Annotated in this window: 18 protein-coding genes; 7 read left to right on the top strand and 11 right to left on the bottom strand. The window is 62.6% G+C overall.

Translation table 11 applies throughout. The features are described 5' to 3' along the window. Nucleotides 1-9: 9 nt before the first annotated feature. Nucleotides 10-1,392: a cytochrome c peroxidase gene (locus tag FHX11_RS19820; protein WP_184359751.1), complete on the top strand. Its 1,383-nt coding sequence runs from the start codon at nt 10-12 to the stop codon at nt 1,390-1,392. A 56-nt stretch (nt 1,393-1,448) separates the two neighbouring features. Here FHX11_RS19820 and FHX11_RS19815 read toward each other — a convergent pair whose 3' ends face one another. Together FHX11_RS19815 and odc2 are read right to left on the bottom strand one after the other, a co-directional pair. Next, a complete protein-coding gene (locus FHX11_RS19815) occupies nt 1,449-2,039 on the bottom strand; it encodes an N-acetyltransferase (protein ID WP_184359749.1) in 591 nt (196 codons plus the stop codon). A gap of 113 nt (nt 2,040-2,152) precedes the next feature. Next, the gene (gene odc2, locus FHX11_RS19810) at nt 2,153-3,286 is read right to left on the bottom strand and encodes an ornithine/lysine decarboxylase (RefSeq protein ID WP_184359747.1); all 1,134 of its coding nucleotides are present in this window, start codon (nt 3,284-3,286) and stop codon (nt 2,153-2,155) included. A gap of 526 nt (nt 3,287-3,812) precedes the next feature. Here odc2 and FHX11_RS19805 point away from each other — a divergent pair. From FHX11_RS19805 to FHX11_RS19795, 3 genes are all read left to right on the top strand, one after another. Further along, nucleotides 3,813-4,706, top strand: coding sequence for a LysR family transcriptional regulator (locus FHX11_RS19805; RefSeq protein WP_184359745.1), 894 nt, complete (start codon nt 3,813-3,815; stop codon nt 4,704-4,706). A 90-nt stretch (nt 4,707-4,796) separates the two neighbouring features. After that, nucleotides 4,797-5,453 carry a DUF1007 family protein gene (locus FHX11_RS19800; RefSeq protein WP_184359743.1) on the top strand — a complete coding sequence of 219 codons (657 nt, stop codon included), beginning with the start codon at nt 4,797-4,799 and terminating at the stop codon, nt 5,451-5,453. Further along, nucleotides 5,447-6,559: a nickel/cobalt transporter gene (locus FHX11_RS19795; protein WP_184359741.1), complete on the top strand. Its 1,113-nt coding sequence runs from the start codon at nt 5,447-5,449 to the stop codon at nt 6,557-6,559. Before FHX11_RS19800 ends, FHX11_RS19795 begins: the two co-directional genes overlap by 7 nt. A 10-nt stretch (nt 6,560-6,569) precedes the next feature. Here FHX11_RS19795 and FHX11_RS19790 read toward each other — a convergent pair whose 3' ends face one another. From FHX11_RS19790 to FHX11_RS19780, 3 genes are all read right to left on the bottom strand, one after another. Beyond that, nucleotides 6,570-6,785: a hypothetical protein gene (locus FHX11_RS19790; RefSeq protein ID WP_184359740.1), complete on the bottom strand. Its 216-nt coding sequence runs from the start codon at nt 6,783-6,785 to the stop codon at nt 6,570-6,572. A gap of 96 nt (nt 6,786-6,881) precedes the next feature. Next, nucleotides 6,882-7,583 (bottom strand): tellurite resistance TerB family protein, encoded by a 702-nt coding sequence (locus tag FHX11_RS19785; protein WP_184359738.1) that lies wholly within the window; start codon nt 7,581-7,583, stop codon nt 6,882-6,884. A 130-nt stretch (nt 7,584-7,713) separates the two neighbouring features. Beyond that, on the bottom strand, nt 7,714-8,352 hold the full coding sequence (locus FHX11_RS19780; RefSeq protein ID WP_184359736.1) for a 2-dehydro-3-deoxy-phosphogluconate aldolase: 639 nt from the start codon (nt 8,350-8,352) through the stop codon (nt 7,714-7,716). Between the two features lie 160 nt (nt 8,353-8,512). Here FHX11_RS19780 and FHX11_RS19775 point away from each other — a divergent pair, with 160 nt between their 5' ends. From FHX11_RS19775 to FHX11_RS19765, 3 genes are all read left to right on the top strand, one after another. Next, nucleotides 8,513-8,998, top strand: coding sequence for a CYTH domain-containing protein (locus tag FHX11_RS19775; RefSeq protein WP_184359734.1), 486 nt, complete (start codon nt 8,513-8,515; stop codon nt 8,996-8,998). Further along, entirely contained in the window at nt 8,976-9,884 is a 909-nt protein-coding gene (locus FHX11_RS19770; protein WP_184359732.1) for a CHAD domain-containing protein, read from the top strand. Before FHX11_RS19775 ends, FHX11_RS19770 begins: the two co-directional genes overlap by 23 nt. Nucleotides 9,885-9,982: 98 nt before the next feature. Next, entirely contained in the window at nt 9,983-10,927 is a 945-nt protein-coding gene (locus FHX11_RS19765) for a rhodanese-related sulfurtransferase (RefSeq protein WP_184359730.1), read from the top strand. A 33-nt stretch (nt 10,928-10,960) separates the two neighbouring features. On the opposite strand, the gene FHX11_RS19760 is transcribed toward FHX11_RS19765, so the two are convergent. The 6 genes from FHX11_RS19760 to FHX11_RS19735 form a co-directional block, all read right to left on the bottom strand. Next, the gene (locus FHX11_RS19760; RefSeq protein WP_184359728.1) at nt 10,961-13,174 is read right to left on the bottom strand and encodes a bifunctional diguanylate cyclase/phosphodiesterase; all 2,214 of its coding nucleotides are present in this window, start codon (nt 13,172-13,174) and stop codon (nt 10,961-10,963) included. A gap of 110 nt (nt 13,175-13,284) precedes the next feature. After that, nucleotides 13,285-13,830: an NADPH-dependent FMN reductase gene (locus FHX11_RS19755; RefSeq protein WP_184360648.1), complete on the bottom strand. Its 546-nt coding sequence runs from the start codon at nt 13,828-13,830 to the stop codon at nt 13,285-13,287. A 169-nt stretch (nt 13,831-13,999) separates the two neighbouring features. After that, the gene (locus tag FHX11_RS19750; RefSeq protein ID WP_184359726.1) at nt 14,000-15,373 is read right to left on the bottom strand and encodes a GH1 family beta-glucosidase; all 1,374 of its coding nucleotides are present in this window, start codon (nt 15,371-15,373) and stop codon (nt 14,000-14,002) included. Between the two features lie 307 nt (nt 15,374-15,680). Beyond that, nucleotides 15,681-16,868 (bottom strand): Gfo/Idh/MocA family oxidoreductase, encoded by a 1,188-nt coding sequence (locus FHX11_RS19745; protein ID WP_184359724.1) that lies wholly within the window; start codon nt 16,866-16,868, stop codon nt 15,681-15,683. A 188-nt stretch (nt 16,869-17,056) separates the two neighbouring features. Continuing rightward, nucleotides 17,057-18,112, bottom strand: coding sequence for a sugar phosphate isomerase/epimerase (locus FHX11_RS19740; RefSeq protein WP_184359722.1), 1,056 nt, complete (start codon nt 18,110-18,112; stop codon nt 17,057-17,059). A gap of 268 nt (nt 18,113-18,380) precedes the next feature. Then, nucleotides 18,381-19,328 carry a substrate-binding domain-containing protein gene (locus FHX11_RS19735; RefSeq protein WP_184359720.1) on the bottom strand — a complete coding sequence of 316 codons (948 nt, stop codon included), beginning with the start codon at nt 19,326-19,328 and terminating at the stop codon, nt 18,381-18,383. Nucleotides 19,329-19,372 lie beyond the last annotated feature (44 nt).

Raw genomic sequence — 19,372 nt, 5'->3', positions numbered from 1 at the left:
AGACGGAGAATGTCTCTGAAAATCAACCGCCGTCTCCTGCCGCTTCTCGCACTCGCGGGCGTTTCGCTCGCGGGCGCGGCCATCGGCGCGGCAAGCGAATCTTCCACCGGCAGTCCGGCAACAGGCGGCTACAGCGAGACCGTATCGCTGAGCGCCGTTGCCGAGCTCGGCAGGAAGCTGTTCTTCGACCCGTCGCTGTCAGGCAGCGGCCAGATGTCCTGCGCCACCTGCCATGATCCCGGCAATCACTATGCCCCCGCCAGCGACCGCGCCGTCCAGCTCGGCGGCCCGCATCTGGATCGGCCGGGTATCCGCACCGTGCCGAGCCTCGCCTATAAGATGGCGACGCCTTCCTTCTCCGTCGGGGCGGAGAGCGCCGCCGACGAAGCGGCGGAAGCGGCACCGATGACGGAGGCTTCCGGCGTGGCGCTCGCCAATGCGCCCGCGACCGTCGCCGGCCCGCTGACCGCCCAGGCCGTCGTCAAGGCCGATTCGGCCGCGCCGGACCTCGTGCCGCAGGGCGGCATGTTCTGGGACGGACGCGTCGATTCGCTGGAGGAGCAGGCCCTGCAGCCGATGATTTCACCCTTCGAAATGGCCAATGCCGATGCGGCAACCGTCTATGCCAAGCTGAGGAAGGGTTATGGCAAGGACATTGCCGCGCTCTTCGGCGACAATGTCCTCAACGACCAGGACATGACCATCGCCGAGATCGGCTTCGCGCTCGCCCGCTATCAGATCGAGGAATCGACCTTCCATCCCTATACGAGCAAGTATGACTATTATCTGCGCGGCAAGGCGGTGCTCACCGATGCGGAAGCGCGCGGCTTGAAGCTGTTCGACGATCCCGGCAAGGGCAATTGCGCCTCCTGCCATCTCGACAAGATGACTGGCGACGGGCAGATGCCGAATTTCACCGATTTCGAATTCGAGGCATTGGGCGCGCCGCGCAACCCCACCATTCCGGCCAATGCCGATCCCCGCTACTACGACACCGGCATTTGCGGACCGCTGCGCAGCGACACCTACTCGGCCCAGCCGCAGAATTGCGGGCTGTTCAAGACGCCGACTTTGCGCAACGTCGCGACGCGTCATGTCTTCTTCCACAACGGCGTCTATCGCACGCTGGAGGACGTCACCCGCTTCTACGTCAAGCGCGATACCAATCCGGACGAGATCTATCCGAAGGATGCCGGCGGCAAGGTGCAGAAATTCGATGACCTGCCGGCGCAATATCAGGCGAATGTCGACGTCATCGACGCGCCGATGAATCGCAAGCTCGGCGATGCCCCTGCCCTGAACGAAGCCGAAATCGGCGACGTCGTCGCCTTTCTGAAGACGCTGACGGATGGCTATGATCCGGCGAAGGACAGCGTGAAGGCCGCCAAATAGAAACGCCTCCGCCCGAATGGGCGAAGGCGTAATAAATTTCAGAGCTGTTTTTCGTTTTAAGCAGCCTTGGCAACCGGCGGCCGGGTCAGCTTGCGGCCGCTGGCGACGATCATGCCGGCAGCACCGGCGAGCCAGCCATCCTTCAGCTCGAGCGCCAGGAAGCGCTCGCGCTGGAACGGGCCGGGCATCACCAGATGGCGGGTCTTGTCGGCAAAGAAGCCGAAGCGCTCGTAATAGGGCGCGTCGCCGACCAGCAGGATGGCGCCATGGCCGCGCTTCTTGGCTTCCAGAATGGCGGCGCGCATCAGCGCCGAGCCGATGCCCTTGCCCTCATGGGCAGCATCGACGGCCAGCGGGCCGAGCAGCAGCGCGTCGACCGGACGGGTCTCGCGATCGACGCCGGCTTCGACGTTCCAAAGGCGAACCGTGCCGATGACATGGCCGGCGCGATCGCGGGCGACCAGCGCCAGGCCCTCGGCCGGCAGGCGACCCTGGCGCAGCTTTTCGGACGACTTCTTGCGGCGCTCGGCGCCCATGGCGCGATCCAGCAGATTTTCGCGCGCGACGACATCGCCTGCATTTTCCAGGTCGAGGGTGAAGGTGGACGGCGCAAAGAATGCGCGGACAGAATCAAGAACAGCGGCCATGTCGGCCTCCCGTGCCCAATACCGTTATCAGCGGCGGTGACAGATGATTGTGAGGGTGCCGCCCCGGCTGGCTACGGGGGCGGCTTTGTCGGACTTTGGATCCTTACCGGACCTTAGATGATGTAGGCCTTCAGCGGGTCGAAGCCGTTGAAAGCGACAGCCGAGTAGGTCGTCGTATAGGCGCCGGTGCCTTCGATCAGGACCTCGTCGCCGATGGTGAGCGTCACCGGCAGCGGATAGAGGTTCTTCTCATAGAGCACGTCGGCCGAATCGCAGGTCGGGCCGGCGATGACGCAGGGTTCCATCTCGTCGCCGTCGCGCTCCGTGCGGATCGGATAGCGGATCGCCTCGTCCATGGTTTCGGCGAGACCGCCGAACTTGCCGATGTCGAGGAAGACCCAGCGGGCGGCGTCATTGTCCGACTTCTTGGAAATCAGGACGACTTCAGCCTTGATCACGCCGGCATTGCCGACCATGCCGCGGCCCGGCTCGATGATCGTGTGCGGGATCTGGTTGCCGAAATGGGCACGCAGAGACGCGAAGATCGCCTTGCCATAGGCTTCGGCCGTCGGGACGTCGCGCAGGTACTTGGTCGGAAAACCGCCGCCCATGTTGACCATCTGCAGGTGGATGCCCTGCTTGGCGAGCGAGACGAAGACGCGCTTGGCATCGGCAAGGGCCGCATCCCAGGCATCGACCTTGGTCATCTGCGAGCCGACGTGGAACGACACGCCGTAGGATTGCAGGCCGAGCTGGTGCGCGTAGACGAGAACGTCGACGGCCATCTGCGGAACGCAGCCGAACTTGCGCGACAGCGGCCATTCGGCGCCTTCGCCATCCGTCAGCACGCGGCAGAACACGCGAGCGCCGGGAGCCGCACGGGAAATCTTCTCGACTTCTTCATGGCTGTCGACGGCGAAGAGGTTAATGCCGAGCGCATGCGCGCGGGCGACATCGCGCTCCTTCTTGATCGTGTTGCCATAGGAGATGCGGTCGGGCGTCGCGCCGGCATCGAGCGCCATTTCGATTTCGGCGACGGACGCGCAATCGAAGTTGGAGCCGAGGCTTGCGAGCAGGCGCAGCACTTCCGGAGCCGGATTGGCCTTGACGGCATAGTAGATGGCGCTGTCCGGCATGGCATGACGGAAGGCACGGAAATTGTCGCGCACGACATCGAGATCGACCACCAGGCAGGGACCGTCGGGACGTCGGGTAGCGAGAAAATCGCGAATACGTTGCGTGGTCATGTCAATTCCCTTTTCAATTCCAAAAGCTCCGGGAAAGACCCAGAGGACAAAGGGCAACGCTCATTCGCTCAGTACCAGCCGGTGGAGACCCCGGAACCGTGCAAACGCGCGAAGCGCAGATGATGAACCAGTGCCGCAAGCGGCGCTAATTCGCTTTGTCTGCCATGGATTGGAGGGAATATCCCAACCGCACTTCCGGCAATGAAGGTGTGCCTCTTCAGTAACCCCGGCTGATGGAAAGCCGGGAGAGAACAAAAAGGCCCGCACCGTCGTTGCTTCAGATGTCCTCGCATTTTCCGGTTGGCCGGAATAGCGACTGGAGGGGTTAATTCCAGGTACCTTACCGATGACCTCACCTAATCGAGGGTCGGCGGACACCCACGGGCACGTGCGACTTTGGGCTGATCGGGAAATAAGAATATTCGCGGTCATAATCAAGAATTTTTTTCGCCGGCGCCCAAAAAAATAATTGAACAAATCAGCCGGTTTTGTTCAACATCCTGCAACAGTTAGCGAGGGCTTTACCATGGACACTTTGACGCGGATTCGCGCCTTTATCGACGTGGTCGAAGCGGAGGGATTTTCGGCCGCCGCCCGCAGGACCGGCCGTTCCAAGGCGCTGCTCTCCAAATACGTCCGGGAACTGGAGGACGAGCTCGGCGCGTTGCTGCTCAACCGCACGACGCGGCAATTCTCGATGACCGAAGCCGGACACACCTATTACCGCACAGCCTCCGACATATTGAAGGAGATCGACAATCTTGCGGACCTCGTGCGCGAGAACAACCAGCAGCTTAAAGGTCGGCTTCGCGTCTCCGTGCCGCGCACCTTCGTCGATGCCGATGTCGGGCAGTCGCTGATCGACTTCGCCAAGGAGAACCCGGATCTCGCACTGGAAATCGCCGCCGACGACCGCTTCGTCGATCTGATCGAGGAGGGCTTCGATGTCGCGGTGCGGGTCACCAGGCTCGAGGATTCCGGCATGATCGCCCGCAAGCTCTCGGATTTCCGCATTCATCTCTGCGCGACCCAAGACTTCCTTGACCGCTATCCGGCGCTCGAGCATCCGAGCGATCTCGTGCATGTGCCCTTCATCATCGACACCAATACCCGCTCGCAGGGCAATATTCGCTTTGTCGGTGCCGACAGCACCGCCTTCAATGTCGCGATCAGCGGCATGCTCGAGGTCAACAGTCCGCATGCGACGCTGCGCGCGGCGCTTGCCGGCCTCGGCATCGCCATCGTCCCGGATTTCATCGGCCGCAAGGCGATCGAAAGCGGACAATTGCTGACGCTGTTCAACGATTATCTTCCGACCGATCGCGGCATCTATGCCGTCTATCCGCACCGCCGCTATCTCCCGGCCAAGGTGCGCATCTTTGTGGACTACCTGCATAACTGGTTCCGCAAGCACGGCTGACCGCTCCGGTTCCGCCGGCCGGTCCCAATTCCGTCTCATTTCCTGACCAGACATCGAAGTGAATCAATGCTCGCGAAGCACATCGGACGCATGAGAAAACCCACCCTCGCCCACGCCGCCATCCTGACCGGAGGCCTCTTGCTCGCGCCCATCGCAGCATCCGCGCATCCGCACATTTTCGTGGAGGCGCGCCTGGAAGTGCTGGCGGGGCCGGACGGCAATGTGCAGGAGCTGCGCAATGTCTGGCGCTTCGACGAGGTTTTCTCGTCCTCGGTGCTGATGGATTTCGACAAGAACACCAATCTGAAGCTCGATCCGGACGAGCTGAAGGAGGTCGGTAAGACGGTGCGCGATTCACTGGCCGACTATGATTACTATACGAATCTGAGCCTCAACGGCAAAGCCATCAAGGTCGACAAGCCCGACGTCATCAATGTCGATTATCAGGACGGGCAGCTCCTGATGTTCTTCGCCGTCAAGCCATCCGAGCCAATGCCGCTGAAGGGCAACAAGCTAAGTTTCGGCATCTACGACCCGACACTCTACACCTCGATCGATTTCCCGAGCGACAACGAGCTGACGGTCGAGGGCGAAGCCTTCAAGAGCTGCAAGCATCAGGTCGTGCGTCCCAATCCGGACGAAGTGATCGCCGAGAACAAGGCGACATTGACGGATGCCTTCTACAACGATCCGACGGGAACGACCATGTCGAAGCTCTTCGCAACGCGGATAGACGTGCAATGCTGATATCGCGGATATGGAGGCTGGTTCCGGCCGCAGCGCTCGCCCTTCTAGCGGCGGCGGGCCTGGCCCATGCCACCGGCTCGCCGCTCGGCATCGGCACCGCCGAACCCAGCTTCCAGCCGATGGGCGGGCCGTTGGCGCCGATCTTCCTCTACATCAACTACGAGCAGCAGGCCTTCTATCGGGCACTCACCAAGTCCATCACGGCCATGCGCGAGGACCCTTGGCAGCTCTGGACGCTGATCGGCCTCTCCTTCGCCTACGGCATCTTCCACGCCGCCGGTCCCGGCCACGGCAAGGCGGTCATCTCCTCCTACATGGTTGCCAACGAGATCGAGCTGAAGCGCGGTATCGCCATCTCCTTCGTCTCCGCCTTCATCCAGGGCCTCGTCGCCGTCCTCGTCGTGGGTGCGGCCTATTTCATCCTGCGCGGCTCGGGCATCACCATGACCATGGCGACCAACGCCATGGAAATCACCAGCTTCGTCATGGTGATCCTGTTCGGCTGCTGGCTGCTGTTTCGCAAGCTCCGCTCGATGCTGCAGAGCCAGCCGCGGCGCCAGGAGATACAGCTCGCCACGGCGGCCGGCCCGATCGGCATGTCGCTTTTCGCCGACGACGGAAACGGCGCGGGAGCAGCAGGCAAGCCATCCCTCTTCCGCGCCACGCCAGCAACCGCCAGCCAGTATCAATGCGACGATCCGGCCCATGATCTTGCCGACGGCAAGGTGTGCGAGACCTGCGGTCACGCCCATCTGCCCGATCCGAAAATGCTGTCCAACGAGAATTTCAGCCTGCGCGAGGCCTGGTCGGCCATCATCACCGTCGGCCTGCGCCCCTGCTCCGGCGCGCTGCTGGTCATGACCTTTTCGATGCTGAACGGCCTTTATCTCGGCGGCTTGCTGTCGGTTCTCGCCATGTCCATCGGCACGGCCCTCACCGTCTCGCTGCTTGCGATCATCGCCGTCTTCGCCAAGGGCACCGCCGTCCGCTTCGCCGGCCGGGGCTCGAAACTCTCGGCATGGGTGGGCAATGGCATCGAGATTTGCGGTGCGCTGCTGGTCATCAGCACCGGCGTGCTCCTGCTCGGCGCATCGCTGCAGGGCTGATCGGGCTCGGCTACAGACCCTTGCGCCTCTGGTGGCGCGCCCGCAGCCAGAAGACCAGGAAGAAGGCCAGGATGATCAGCACGCCGAAGCCGGTGCCGAGCCAGGGCGAGATATCGCCGAGCCGGACGATGACATCGGGCATGAGATAAAGGAGCGCTGTTGCGCCCACCAGGATGATGGCGGCTGCGATGGCCGTCGAGCGGGTTTCGCTGTTCTTATCGGTCACGATGACTTCCCCCCGCGCATGCCGCTTCGTTTTGCGCCAAGGCTTAGGCCAGCCACCCGCGAAAGGCAACCGGCCTTCCTTCCTCGTCGAGGCGGATCAGACCTTGGCGCCGGAAACCGTGGCCTCGATATGATCGACCAGCGCGTCGGGCAGACCGAGCCGGCCGGCCAGGAGATCGAGATAGCCGCGCTCGGCCCGCGAATCCGGCTCGATGGCGAGACGCGACGCGGCATAGACCTGCACGCACTGCTCCTCCGTCATCGCCGAAGCGACGATCGCATCGAGATCGACCGGATTGGCAAGCTCGCGCTCGAAAAAGGCCTGCGCCTCCGACCCCACGCCCGCTTCCTGCACCTTGCCGAGAATATGCTGCCGCTCGGCATCGTCGATATGCCCGTCGGCGCGGGCAGCAGCAATCATGGCGCGGACGAGGGACAGCGCAAAATCGTTGCTGGCGACGGCCGGTGCCGTACTGAAGCCGGAATTGGAGGGCGGCGGCAGGAATTGCGGTTCCGCCTGCTGCGCCGGCTGCGGCTCAGGCGCATTGCCGGCCTGATAATTCTTGTAGGCCTGGTAGCCCAGCCCAGCAATGGCGGCGAGCCCACCGAGCACCAGCGTATTGCCGGCAATCTGGCGTCCGGTCTTCGTGCCGAGCAGCACGCCGGCGATGGCGCTGGTCGCCATCGGATTGTCCCTGGCGAGATTGATGGCCTGTGTCGCCTTGTCTTTCACGCTTCCCTGCATTCCCGGAACCTGCGATCCGAGAAATTGGTCCAGAAGCTTGCGGGCGTCGATCATATGGATGGTCCTCCGTCCTTGTAATGGCCAGAGTGAGATAGGAACGACGGCGGCAAATACCAATCCGCGGGCACGAAAAAGGGCGCGCATGCGATCCATACGCGCCCTTCCGACGGGTATATCGGGGCACTTAGCCCTTCAGCACGAACGCCTCGGCGGCGAGCTTGGTGATCCCGGCCCAGTCGCCGGCCGCAACCAGCTCCTTCGGCGCGACCCACGAGCCGCCGACGCAGACGACGTTCGGCAGCGACAGGTAATCCCGCGCGTTCTTCAGCGAAATGCTGCCGGTCGGGCAGAACAGCGTGCCGGCGAGCGGCGAGGCCAGCGCCTTCAGATAGGCGGCGCCGCCGGCCTGTTCGGCCGGGAAGAACTTCAGCACCTTGTAGCCCTCTTCGCGCAGCGCCATGACTTCGCTCGCGGTCGCGGCACCCGGCAGCAGCGGCACGTCGGACGTGCGGGCGGCATCCAGCAGCTCCTGCGTCGTGCCGGGGCTGACGATGAACTTGGAACCGGCGGCCACGGCGGCGTCCCACTGCGCGCCGTTCAGGATCGTGCCGGCGCCGACCTCGGCACCTTCGACCTCCTCGGCAACCGCGCGGATGGCATCGAGCGCGCCGGCGGTGCGCAGCGTGATCTCGATGGCCTTCAGGCCGCCGGCGACCAGCGCGCGGGCAAGCGGCACGGCCGATGCCGCGTCTTCGACGACGAGGACGGGAACGACGGGCTGCAGTTTCAGGATGGAAAGAAGCTTTTCGGTTTTCTCGCCCATGATCGGCGCGCTCCCTTAAAACGATTGAAATCCGGTGTTCGAATAGCCTTCCCGAGGGGTCTTGTCGAGACAAAAGCTAAGTTTGGATGCAACGGGTAGGAAATCCCGAAAACTTCCGTTAGTCTATCTAGATATGATGCTGACGGAGCATGTCGAGCGCATGGCAAAAGAGATCGAGCGAAAGTTTCTGGTGCGCGGCGATCATTGGCGCGACCTCGCGTCCGAGAAGCTCATCCTGCGGCAAGCCTATATTGCCGCGATGGATGATCGCTCGGTGCGCGTTCGGCTGACGAACCATTCCGCCGCGACCCTGACGATGAAAATCGGCAAGGCTCTGATCCGCGACGAGTTCGAATATGAGATCCCCATCACCGACGCCGAGGAACTGCTCGGCAACGCGATCGGCCTCGTCATCGAGAAAATCCGCTACAAGGTGCCCTACAAGGGCTTCGTCTGGGAAGTCGACGTCTTCCGTGGCGCTCATCGCGGCCTGGTGGTCGCGGAAGTCGAGCTGGAAAACGAGAGCGACCGCCCTGAACTGCCGGACTGGGTCGGCCGAGAGGTGACCGGCGAATACCGCTATTCCAACCAGGCGCTCGCGACCCAGTTCGAACAGGAATACGATGAGTTATCGCATTCGGCCTGACAAGGCCCTCGATGACGAAGTCCACGCCGCCGCCGCACAACAACTCGGCAGGGCGATCGCGGCATTGACCGACCGGCCGGAAGGATTGCACGAGGCAGTGCACACGACGCGCAAACACATCAAGCGCGTGCGGGCGCTCTACCGGCTCGTCGCGCCGCGGGCGCGGGAATTCCAGCAACGGGAAAATGACAGGCTGCGCGAGATGGCAAGGTCGCTCTCCAGCGTTCGCGACGCCACCGCCCTGATCGAGGCCGGCAGCTATCTGCACGATACCGCAACATCGAAGGATGAAGCCAAGGCGCTTGCCCGCATCGTCAAGATGCTGACAGCCCGGCGCGACCGTCTGTCGGAGGCCGAAACCGATCTCGAGGACAAGGCAAGAGCGGCGATTGCCACCTGTCACGATGCGCTGGAAGCGCTCGAAGCCGCCTCCTTCGACAGCAGCCGGCGCGAAACCGCCCGCCTCTTCCAAAAGAGCTGGCACAGGACCGGCAGCAAGGCAAAGGAGGCGCTGTCCGAATGCCAGGCGGATGGCCATGCCGACCGGTTCCATGACCTGCGCAAGCGCAGCCAGGATTGCTGGATGCACCACGCGCTGCTGCGCGACATCTGGCCGGCGGCGATGCATGCCAAGCAGATCGAGGCCAAGGTGCTCGTCGATACGCTCGGCCGCTATCTCGATCTGTCGATGCTGTCGGATATCGCCGATCGCGAACCCGACCTCTTCAACGGCAGCGACGATCGCGCTCGCCTGCTGGAGGCCATCATCTCCCGTCAGCAGATGGCCCGCGAGGACGCGCTGGCCAAGGCCCGCTGGGTCTTTGCCGACGATCCGGAACGCGAGGCGCGAACGATCAAGCGGCTCTGGCTGGAAGCGGGGGATTGAGGCGGGCGAACGTTGGGGCGCCTCACCCGCCCACGTGCTGCGGCGCCAAAATACGAATCCCGATTGCCTGACGCCGCGCAAAATTGTATTTCCGCCGCATGACGGACATTCTTTCGACCTCGCGACACGAGGCAGGCGGCGCATTCCTCGTTGCGGCCCTTTATCATTTCGTTTCCTTCCCGCGCTTCGAAAGCCTGCGGGAGCCCTTGCTTGCGCTCTGCGAGGCAAACGGCGTCAAGGGCACGTTGCTGCTCGCCCATGAGGGCATCAACGGCACCATCGCCGGCACGGATGCCGGCATCGGCGCCGTCCTCTCCCTCCTGCGCGCCCAGCCGGAATTTTCAGGCCTGGAGCACAAGGAAAGCCGGGCATCGAAGATGCCCTTCGTACGCATGAAGGTGAAGCTGAAGAAGGAAATCGTCACCATGGGCGTCGAGAATATCGACCCCACCAGGGTCGTCGGCACCTATGTGGCGCCGAAGGACTGGAATGCCCTGATCTCCGACCCCGATACGATCGTCATCGACACGCGCAACGACTACGAGACCGCGATCGGCGTCTTCAAGGGCGCGGTCGACCCCAAGACCAAGACCTTCCGCGAGTTTCCGGAATGGGTGCGCCAGAACGAGGGCCTGCACAACAAGCCGAAGATCGCCATGTACTGCACCGGCGGCATCCGTTGCGAAAAGGCGACGGCCTTCATGAAGGAACAGGGCTTCGACGAGGTCTATCACCTGAAGGGCGGCATCCTGAAATATCTCGAGGACGTGCCTGCCGAGGAAAGCCTGTGGGAGGGCGCCTGCTTCGTCTTCGACGAGCGCGTCTCCGTCGAGCATGGCCTGAAGGAAGGCAATCACAAGCTCTGCCACGCCTGCCGCAACCCGATCACCGCGGAAGAGATCACCTCGCCCTTCTACGAAGCCGGCGTTTCCTGCAGCCATTGCTATCATGAGCGCAGCGAAGCCGACCGCGAGCGTTACCGTGAACGGCAGCGCCAGATCGCCCTTGCCCGCAAGCAGGGCCGCGAACATATCGGCGGCTGATTTTCGAACCCTTACGGAGAGTGCTGGACCGTTTCAGGCGGCGGTATCGCGTTCCCTGTCTGAAACGCGGTGCCTCTGCGCCGCCAGCCGCGCGCTGATCTCCGCATCCGGCATCGGCTTTCCATAGAAATAACCCTGCAGCACGTCGCAGCCGAAGAGCTGCAGCGCCTGCCCCTGCTCCTGCGTTTCGATGCCTTCCGCCGTCACCGGAATATCGAGCGAGCGAGCCAGCGCCACCGTCGCCTGCAGCATGTCGCGGGCGCGCGCATCCGTCAGCACGTCCATGGTCAGCGAGCGGTCGATCTTGATGCGGTCGAAGCCGAATTGGCGCAGATAGCCGATCGAGGAGAAGCCGGAACCGAAATCATCCAGCGCCACCTTGACGCCGAGCGCCTTCAGCCGCTCGATCGACTGGCGGGTGCGCTCCGGATTCTGGATGATGTAGCCCTCGGTGATTTCCAGGGTCACACGTTCGGCCTCGATGCCGGCATTCTTCAGGACATGCCGGACATAGTCGGCAAAGGCGGGATTGCGGAATTGCCCGGGCGAGACATTGACCGAGATCCTGAGATCCGGCCATTGCCGCGCCGCTTCGCAGGCCTTGCGCAGGACGAGCAGCCCCAGCGCCTCGATCAGCCCGCTGGTTTCGGCGACGGGGATGAAGGCATCCGGCGAAACCGGACCGTGGCCGGGTCTGTTCCAGCGCACCAGCGCCTCGACGCCGGTCATCTCGTGGCTTACGGCATCGACCAGCGGCTGGTAGGCGAGCGTCAGTTCTTCCCGGTCGATGGCATTGCGCAGGTCGAGTTCCAGCGCGTTGCGCTCCTCGCGATCGGCATCCATCGCCGTCTCGTAGCAGGTCATGCGGGCGCGGCCCGCCTCCTTGGCCTTGTACATGGCGAGATCGGCGCGGCGCACCAGCTCCTCGCGGTCGATGCGGCCCTCCGGAGAGCTGGCAATGCCGATGCTGGCGCCGACGACGACCACGCGGCGGCCGATCTCCAGTGGCTCCGCCAGGAAATCCAGTATGTGCTCGGCGAGCCTCAAAGCCGGCGCATGGTTCAATTCGCGGCTCGGAAAGGCGATGGCGAACTCGTCGCCGCCCAACCGGGCAAGTGCCGCATCCGGCGGAATGAGCACATTCAGGCCGGCGGCGACGGAACGGATCAGCTGATCGCCGGTGCCATGACCATAGGAATCGTTGATTTCCTTGAAGCCATCGAGATCGAGATAAAGCAGCAGCACGTTGCTGCCATCGGCACGCGCATTGTCGACCAGCCGGTCGACATCGAGGCCCAGTCCTTCGCGATTGAGGAGGCCGCTCAGCCGGTCGCGCAGCGAGCCTTGACGCGCCAGCGCTTCCTCCGCCCGCAACCGGCGCCCCGCCAGCGATCCGAGGATCAGCAACACGACGAAGAACAGGCCGACCAGCCCAAGAGCGCCGAGCACCAGCGGCCGCGCCTGCTGATAGCTCACGTCGCCGGGTCCGCGCGAATTCCACACCAGCCGCCCGAGCGACTTGCCGAGCGGATCGACGATCGAGACGGCATAATTCGCCTTCGTGTCGGGCGGCATCAGCCGCAGCCCGCTGATGATATAGACGTTGGACAGCATCTTGAGCTTGGCGGCATCGAGGTGCCGGACGAGGATCAGGTAACGGCGCTTGCCGTCCGGCACGGGGATGCGGCCGGATTTTTCACGGATCGTCGCCACGCCGACGGCGGCGATGCCCTTCGCGCTCATGACGAAGCCGCTCGCCTCCGGCACGCCGGTCACCCGCGTCTTGCGCACCTCGTCGACCAGCGCCCAGATCGAGGCATCGAAAAAATCCTCGAGCCGGCCAGCCATCGGCTTGCCGTCCTGATAGGCAACGATCGGCCTGTTGCTGTCATCGATCACCAGCGCCATGTCAAGCAGAGCGCCGCCCGACGATATCTCGGCATAGTTGCCGACGATCCATTCCCGGTCGTTGTCGCCGTAGACATTCCTGGCGGCGGCGTCCCGCGTGGCATAGTCATGCAGCGTCGCATCGAGCTGGCTTTCGAAGGTTTTCAGCGCGCCGACCGTGGTCTCCCACAGGCGTTCGTCGTCCAGCTTGTTGGAATAATCGGCAACGCGGCCAATCGCCGTTAGCACCATCAGGGTGACGACGACGACGATCAGGGCGAACGAAAGCAAAACGGCCGTCACGATGGAATGACGACCGAGCTGCGCATTTCGCCGAAATGACCTGAGAGCTACTCCCAACACGCTTCTCCTTGAGTGGCGAAGTCTGCCGTCAGGTCTTCAAGAAACGGTTAAAGCGAACCGATAATTCATGCGATAAATAGTTGTATTTTTATCGCAATGGTGGCCAATCATCGGTCGGCTGCAATCGCCTGGACAAAACGGGAGAGAGAGGCCCTGAGCGCGCCGTTTTCCCGCGCCTCCATCAGGATCGCCGCCTGCGTCTCCTCGCTCTTGCCGGCAATCGGAACACGCAGGAATGCCTCCTGGACGATGCGAAGCGACATGGTCCTTAGCACCTCGTCAAGCTGTTCCAATACGAGGTCGCCGCGATGCGAGGCATGCGCGACCATCAGCGGCTTGAACGGCACCTCGTCACGCGACACCAGCCAGTCAAGCGCGTTCTTGAAGCCGCCGGGAATGCCATGGGCATATTCCGGGCAGGACACGATCAGCCCGTCGGCATCGCGGATCTTTGCCGCGAAAGCCGTCACAATGGCAGGCGTTTTCTCGCCTTCACTATCAGGATTGAAGATCGGCAGATCGCCGATCAGATCGCAGATCTCTATCGAAACACCGTCCGGCGATGCGGCGCGCAGAGCTTCCAGCAGCCTGCGGCTGGTCGAAGCCTGCCGCAAACTGCCGCAGAGCGCGTAGAGGGAGAGCGGACGCTGGATCATGTGCAAGACCTATCAGGCATCATCGATTCGGACGATAGCCACCCTCCCCTTGAGGGGGACGGTCGGACCGAAGGTCCGGGGTGGGGTGATCATTGCGGACACTGGAGGTCACCCCCACCCGCCGCTTTGCAGCGACCTCCCCCCTCAAGGGGGAGGTAGAATTACATCAAGCCGCCTTGTGGTTCCCCTTCGGGAACTGCGCGGCGAGATCCCGATACCACTTGCCGCTCTTCTTCACCGTGCGCACCTGCGTCTCGTAATCGACATGCACGAGGCCGAAGCGCATGCGATAGCCTTCCGCCCATTCGAAATTGTCCATCAGGCTCCAGGCGAAATAACCGCGCATCGGATAACCGGCCTTGATCAGATCGGCGACGATGCCGAGATGCTCGATATAGTAATCGAGGCGCGGCTGGTCATCGACCGCGCCGTTGACCACCTCCATATTGTAGCAGGCACCATTCTCGGTGATATAGCATTCCGGCAGTTCATAGCGCCTGTAGAGGTCTTCCACGACATGCTTCAGGCCGGGCGCGTAGATCTCCCAGCCGATATCGGTCTTGACGTCGCTGACCGGCGGCGCCTCCTTCGTCCAGGGGAAATCGCCGCTCCTGCCGGCGTCGTCGGAAACACGGGTCGGCGTGTAGTAGTTCAGGCCCCACCAATCGAGTTTCTGGTTGGTGATCTTCAGATCACCCTCTTCGACCGGCGGCATGCGGTCGCCGAGCGCCTCGACGAATTCCTTCGGATACTCTCCCTTGAAGATCGGGTCGAAGAAAGCGCCATTGTGGAACTGATGGGCGCGCTCGACGGCGGCCTTGTCCTCGGCGCTATCGGAGCCGGGCAGGATCGAGGCGGCATTCAGCACGATACCAACCGGCACCTTCGGCGCTTCGGCACGGATCGCCTCGACGGCAAGCCCGTGCGCCAGGTTCATAGTGTGCATGGCATAAAGTGCCGCCTGCATGTTGCGCTCGCCCGGCGCGTGGATACCGTAGAGGTGGCTCAGCCAGACGATGCACCAGGGCTCGTTGAAGGTAGCGACCGAATCCAGGCGGTCGCCGAGGCGGGACATGACGGTCTTGGCGTAGCGCTGGAAGGCATGGGCGGTCGAGCGCGCCGTCCAACCGCCGTCGCCGGCAAGCGTCAGCGGCAGGTCCCAGTGGTAGAGCGTCGCGAAGGTCTTGATCCCCCGCGCCTTGCAGCCGTCGACGAGACGATCGTAGAAATCGAGGCCGGCTTCGTTCACCGGGCCGGTGCCGTCCGGAATGATGCGTGGCCAGGCGATCGAGAAACGATAGGCTTCGACACCCATTTCCTTGATCAGATCGAGATCTTGCTCCAGCCGATTGTAGTGATCGCAAGCGACGTCGCCGTTGTGACGCTGATAGACGCGGCCGGGCATATTGGCAAAGGCGTCCCAGATCGACGGCTTGCGGCCATCCGCCTTGGTGGCGCCCTCTATCTGGAAGGCGGCGGTGGCAACGCCAAAGGTGAAATCGCCGGGGAATCGGGCTGCGAGAAGCTTCGGATCGACCATGATGAAAATCCCGTCTGTTGTGGCTTCGCTAGCGCAATTCCAGGAAAAGCGCGAAGCGGTTTTCCGTCCGGAATTGCGTGGAAACAAAGATAGAGCGGTTCAGGGATTCCGTAAGAAACTGAACCGTTCTAGCGGCGGTTTAGCCAAGCCGAATGGCAAAGTACAGCGTCGGTTAGAGAAAAACTGCAACGTTGCAGACGTCGAAAATGAGCCGGCTACAAGCTTTCCGCAACCGCAGCAAGCGATGGCAGCCCGAGCAAAACCGGCGACAGGGCGGCGACCCGCGCCGCCCTGGACATCTCTCGGTCTAGACTTTGACCCAGGCGCCGTTGCGCTTCGAAGACGCCACGCAGGCCTCGACGAAAGCCACGCCCTTCACGCCGTCATCGACGGTCGGATAGACCACGGCCGGATCGACCGCCACGCCCTTTTTGCGGGCGTTGATGGCACGCGCGGCCTCGGTATAGATCGTGGCGAAGGCTTCCAGATAGCCTTCCGGATGACCGGACGGGATGCGCGAGACGCGGGCCGCAGCGGCACCGGAGCCGGCGCCGTTGCGGGTGATCAGCCGCTTCTGCTCACCGAATGGCGTGTACCAGAGATAGTTCGGATCGGCCTGCGTCCATTCGATGCCGCCCTTGGTGCCATAAACCCGGAGCTTCAGACCATTCTCATGGCCGGGTGCTACCTGGCTGCACCAGAGCATGCCCTTGGCCGGCTTTTCCGAACCCTTCGCCTTGAAGCGCAGCAGCACATGGGCGTTATCATCGAGACGGCGGCCTTCGACGAAGCTGTCGAGATCGGCGGCAAGGCTGTCGAGTTCGAGGCCTGTGACGAAAGAGGCGAGATTATAGGCATGCGTGCCGATATCGCCGGTGGAACCGCCGGCACCGGACTGCGAGGGATCGGTGCGCCAGGCGGCCTGCTTCTGGCCGGATTGTTCGATATTCTCCGTCAGCCAGTCTTGCGGATATTCCGCCTGCACGATGCGGATATCGCCGAGTTCGCCATTGGCGATCATCTCACGCGCCTGGCGGATCATCGGATAGCCGGTGTAATTGTGGGTGAGGATGAACAGCGCGCCGCTCTCGTCCGCCACCTTCTTCAGCTTCTTCGCATCGGCGAGATTGGAGGTCAGGGGCTTGTCGCAGATGACATGGATGCCGCGCTTCAGGAACTCCTTGGCGGCGTCGTAATGCACATGGTTCGGCGTGACGATCGAAACCGCCTCGATACCGTTCTTCAGCTTGGCTTCGCGGATCGCCATATCGCGATAGCTGGAATAGGTGCGCGACGGATCGAGGCCGAGATCGCGCCCGGAAGCCTGGGCTTTTTCCGGCGAAGACGAGAGCGCGCCGGCGACGAGATCGAACTGGTCGTCAATGCGCGCGGCGATGCGATGCACCGCGCCGATAAAAGCGCCCGCGCCTCCGCCCACCATGCCAAGCCGAATACGCGGCTCGCGCGTCTGTTCCGATGATCCTTCGATTGCCATTTTGTCCTCCTGGGAAACTAATTTGAACTCTCCTTCTCCCCAGCGGGGAGAAGGTGGCCCGAAGGGTCGGATGAGGGGGATTTCAGCGGACACAGCCTTTCGCTTGTCGCTCAAGGCACTCGTCGCGACGCTCCTCGTCCCCCTCATCTGTCCTTCGGACATCTTCTCCCCGCTGGGGAGAAGAGAAATTACGACAGCCCCAGCATCCTTCTGTTCGCCGCCTGATCCGTGCCGCTGCCGGCGAAGTCGTCGAAGGCCTTCTCGGTCACGCGGATGATATGCGCCTTGACGAACTCGGCACCTTCGCGTGCGCCATCTTCGGGATGCTTCAGTGCACATTCCCATTCGACCACGGCCCAGCCGTCGAAATTATTGGCCGTCATCTTCGAGAAGACGGCACCGAAGTCGACCTGTCCGTCGCCGAGCGAGCGGAAGCGGCCGGCACGCTCGACCCAGCCCTGATAACCGCCATAGACGCCCTGGCGACCGGTTGGATTGAACTCCGCATCCTTGACGTGGAACATCTTGATGCGGTCCTTGTAGATGTCGATATTCTCGAGATAGTCGAGGCACTGCAGGACATAGTGCGAGGGATCGTAGAGCATGTTGGCGCGCGGATGGTTTTTCACGCGCTCCAGGAACATCTCGAAGGTGATGCCGTCATGCAGGTCTTCGCCCGGATGGATTTCATAGCAGACGTCGACGCCGTTTTCGTCGGCATGGTTGAGGATCGGCGTCCAGCGGCGGGCAAGCTCCTCGAAGGCGGTCTCGACGAGACCGGCCGGGCGCTGCGGCCAGGGATAGACGAAGGGCCAGGCGAGCGCGCCGGAGAAGGTCGCATGCGCCTTGATGCCAAGATGCTTCGATGCCGTCAGCGCCATCTTCACCTGCTCGACGGCCCATTCCTGGCGCGCCTTCGGATTCCCTCGCACTTCCGGCGCCGCGAACCCGTCGAAGGCTTCGTCATAGGCCGGATGCACAGCAACGAGCTGGCCCTGGAGGTGAGTGGAAAGCTCGGTGACTTCGACGCCGTTGGCGCGGGCGACACCGGCGAATTCGTCGCAATAATCCTTCGAGGAGGCCGCCTTCTTCAGGTCGATGAGCTGGCCTGCCCAGGTCGGCACCTGCACGCCGACATAGCCGGCATCGGCAGCCCATTTCGTGATCGAATCCCACGAGTTGAACGGCGCGGCATCGCCTGCGAATTGTCCGAGAAACAGGCCGGGGCCTTTGATCGTCTTCATCTGTAATTCCTCCCTGATCGCGTTCTGTAAACGTTTCCGATCCATCTCAACACCCAGTTCCGGAGGAACAAGGCGCAATTTTCACGAAAAACAATAGGGCCGTCCGGCCGAAAGTCGAATGCATCGAGACCTAATCATGGCCCGTCGCGGACGGCAAGAGGTACGTGCCGCAAAAATCGCCGTGCCTCATGAAACTTTGTAACGGCACACATCGAAATGCCCGCCGGAACCGGCGGGCATAGCTGTTCAGATCCCTCGGATCGGCCGATCAGAACGGCGAATCGGGGAAGTAGAAATCCTTGGCATTGTCCTTGGTGACGAGCGTCGCATCGAGGATGTAATTGCCGCGAACCGGAACCTGGTCGTAGAAGTTGGCGGCGGTCAATTCCATCGCCGTGCCGACCATCGCCGGCGGATAGAGAACGTCGACCGGGATCAGCTTGTCGCCGTCCATGACCTTCTTGACCATGTCCTTCGAACCGGCGCCGGCAATGACATACTGAATGTCGGTGCGCTTGGCCTGCTCGATCGCCTGCAGCACGCCGACGGCCATATCGTCGTCCTGGCACCAGACGACATCGATCTTCGGGAACTTGGTCAGGTAATCCTGCATGACCTTGAAGGCGTCGTCACGGTTCCAGTTGCCGTACTGGCGGTCGAGAACCTTGACGTTCGAGCCGGCGATGCCCTTGTCGAAGCCGTCCTGGCGCTGCTGGTCGATCGGGATCGGCAGGCCGCGAATGACGACGACCTGCGCGTCCGGCGTATTCTTCTTGATATATTCGCCCGCCGTCTGGCCGAGCGCCGGATTGTTGCCGGCGACATAGAGATCGCGGACGGAATTGTCGTTGTTGCTCGGTGCACGGTCGACCAGAGCGACGAACTTGCCCTTGTCCTTGACCTCCTTGATGGCGTTGACGAGCGGATCGGGGTCGGACGGCAGGATCACGAGGGCGTCGATGCCCTGGGTCTCCAAGTCCTGTACGGCGTTGGCCTGGCTTGCCGCATCCGGCGACGTCTTGACGATGACGGTGAGCCCCGGATGTTCCGCCATCAACAGCTTGGCGACGCGCTCGGCATGGAAGACCACGCCCGAGGTCCAGCCATGATCCGCCGCCGGAATGGACACGCCGATGGTCACTTTCTTGTCTTCGGCATGCACCGTGCCGGCCAGAGCCACCATGGCAACCGCCAGTCCCAATAGTCTTTTACGCATCTTATCCTCCCAGATAGAGACAGGGCCTTGTCACAAGAACCGGG

This window comes from Rhizobium sp. BK602 (assembly GCF_014195095.1).
GTDB lineage: Bacteria > Pseudomonadota > Alphaproteobacteria > Rhizobiales > Rhizobiaceae > Rhizobium.
This window is presented reverse-complemented; position numbering and strand designations above follow the sequence as displayed.

What these genes read in the sequence shown, in the direction of transcription:
- FHX11_RS19820 (WP_184359751.1), top strand. Translation starts at nt 10, where the DNA reads ATGTCTCTGAAAATCAACCGCCGTCTCCTGCCGCTTCTCGCACTCGCG.
- FHX11_RS19815 (WP_184359749.1), bottom strand. Translation starts at nt 2,039, where the DNA reads ATGGCCGCTGTTCTTGATTCTGTCCGCGCATTCTTTGCGCCGTCCACC.
- odc2 (WP_184359747.1), bottom strand. Translation starts at nt 3,286, where the DNA reads ATGACCACGCAACGTATTCGCGATTTTCTCGCTACCCGACGTCCCGAC.
- FHX11_RS19805 (WP_184359745.1), top strand. Translation starts at nt 3,813, where the DNA reads ATGGACACTTTGACGCGGATTCGCGCCTTTATCGACGTGGTCGAAGCG.
- FHX11_RS19800 (WP_184359743.1), top strand. Translation starts at nt 4,797, where the DNA reads ATGAGAAAACCCACCCTCGCCCACGCCGCCATCCTGACCGGAGGCCTC.
- FHX11_RS19795 (WP_184359741.1), top strand. Translation starts at nt 5,447, where the DNA reads ATGCTGATATCGCGGATATGGAGGCTGGTTCCGGCCGCAGCGCTCGCC.
- FHX11_RS19785 (WP_184359738.1), bottom strand. Translation starts at nt 7,583, where the DNA reads ATGATCGACGCCCGCAAGCTTCTGGACCAATTTCTCGGATCGCAGGTT.
- FHX11_RS19780 (WP_184359736.1), bottom strand. Translation starts at nt 8,352, where the DNA reads ATGGGCGAGAAAACCGAAAAGCTTCTTTCCATCCTGAAACTGCAGCCC.
- FHX11_RS19775 (WP_184359734.1), top strand. Translation starts at nt 8,513, where the DNA reads ATGGCAAAAGAGATCGAGCGAAAGTTTCTGGTGCGCGGCGATCATTGG.
- FHX11_RS19770 (WP_184359732.1), top strand. Translation starts at nt 8,976, where the DNA reads ATGAGTTATCGCATTCGGCCTGACAAGGCCCTCGATGACGAAGTCCAC.
- FHX11_RS19765 (WP_184359730.1), top strand. Translation starts at nt 9,983, where the DNA reads ATGACGGACATTCTTTCGACCTCGCGACACGAGGCAGGCGGCGCATTC.
- FHX11_RS19750 (WP_184359726.1), bottom strand. Translation starts at nt 15,373, where the DNA reads ATGGTCGATCCGAAGCTTCTCGCAGCCCGATTCCCCGGCGATTTCACC.
- FHX11_RS19745 (WP_184359724.1), bottom strand. Translation starts at nt 16,868, where the DNA reads ATGGCAATCGAAGGATCATCGGAACAGACGCGCGAGCCGCGTATTCGG.
- FHX11_RS19740 (WP_184359722.1), bottom strand. Translation starts at nt 18,112, where the DNA reads ATGAAGACGATCAAAGGCCCCGGCCTGTTTCTCGGACAATTCGCAGGC.
- FHX11_RS19735 (WP_184359720.1), bottom strand. Translation starts at nt 19,328, where the DNA reads ATGCGTAAAAGACTATTGGGACTGGCGGTTGCCATGGTGGCTCTGGCC.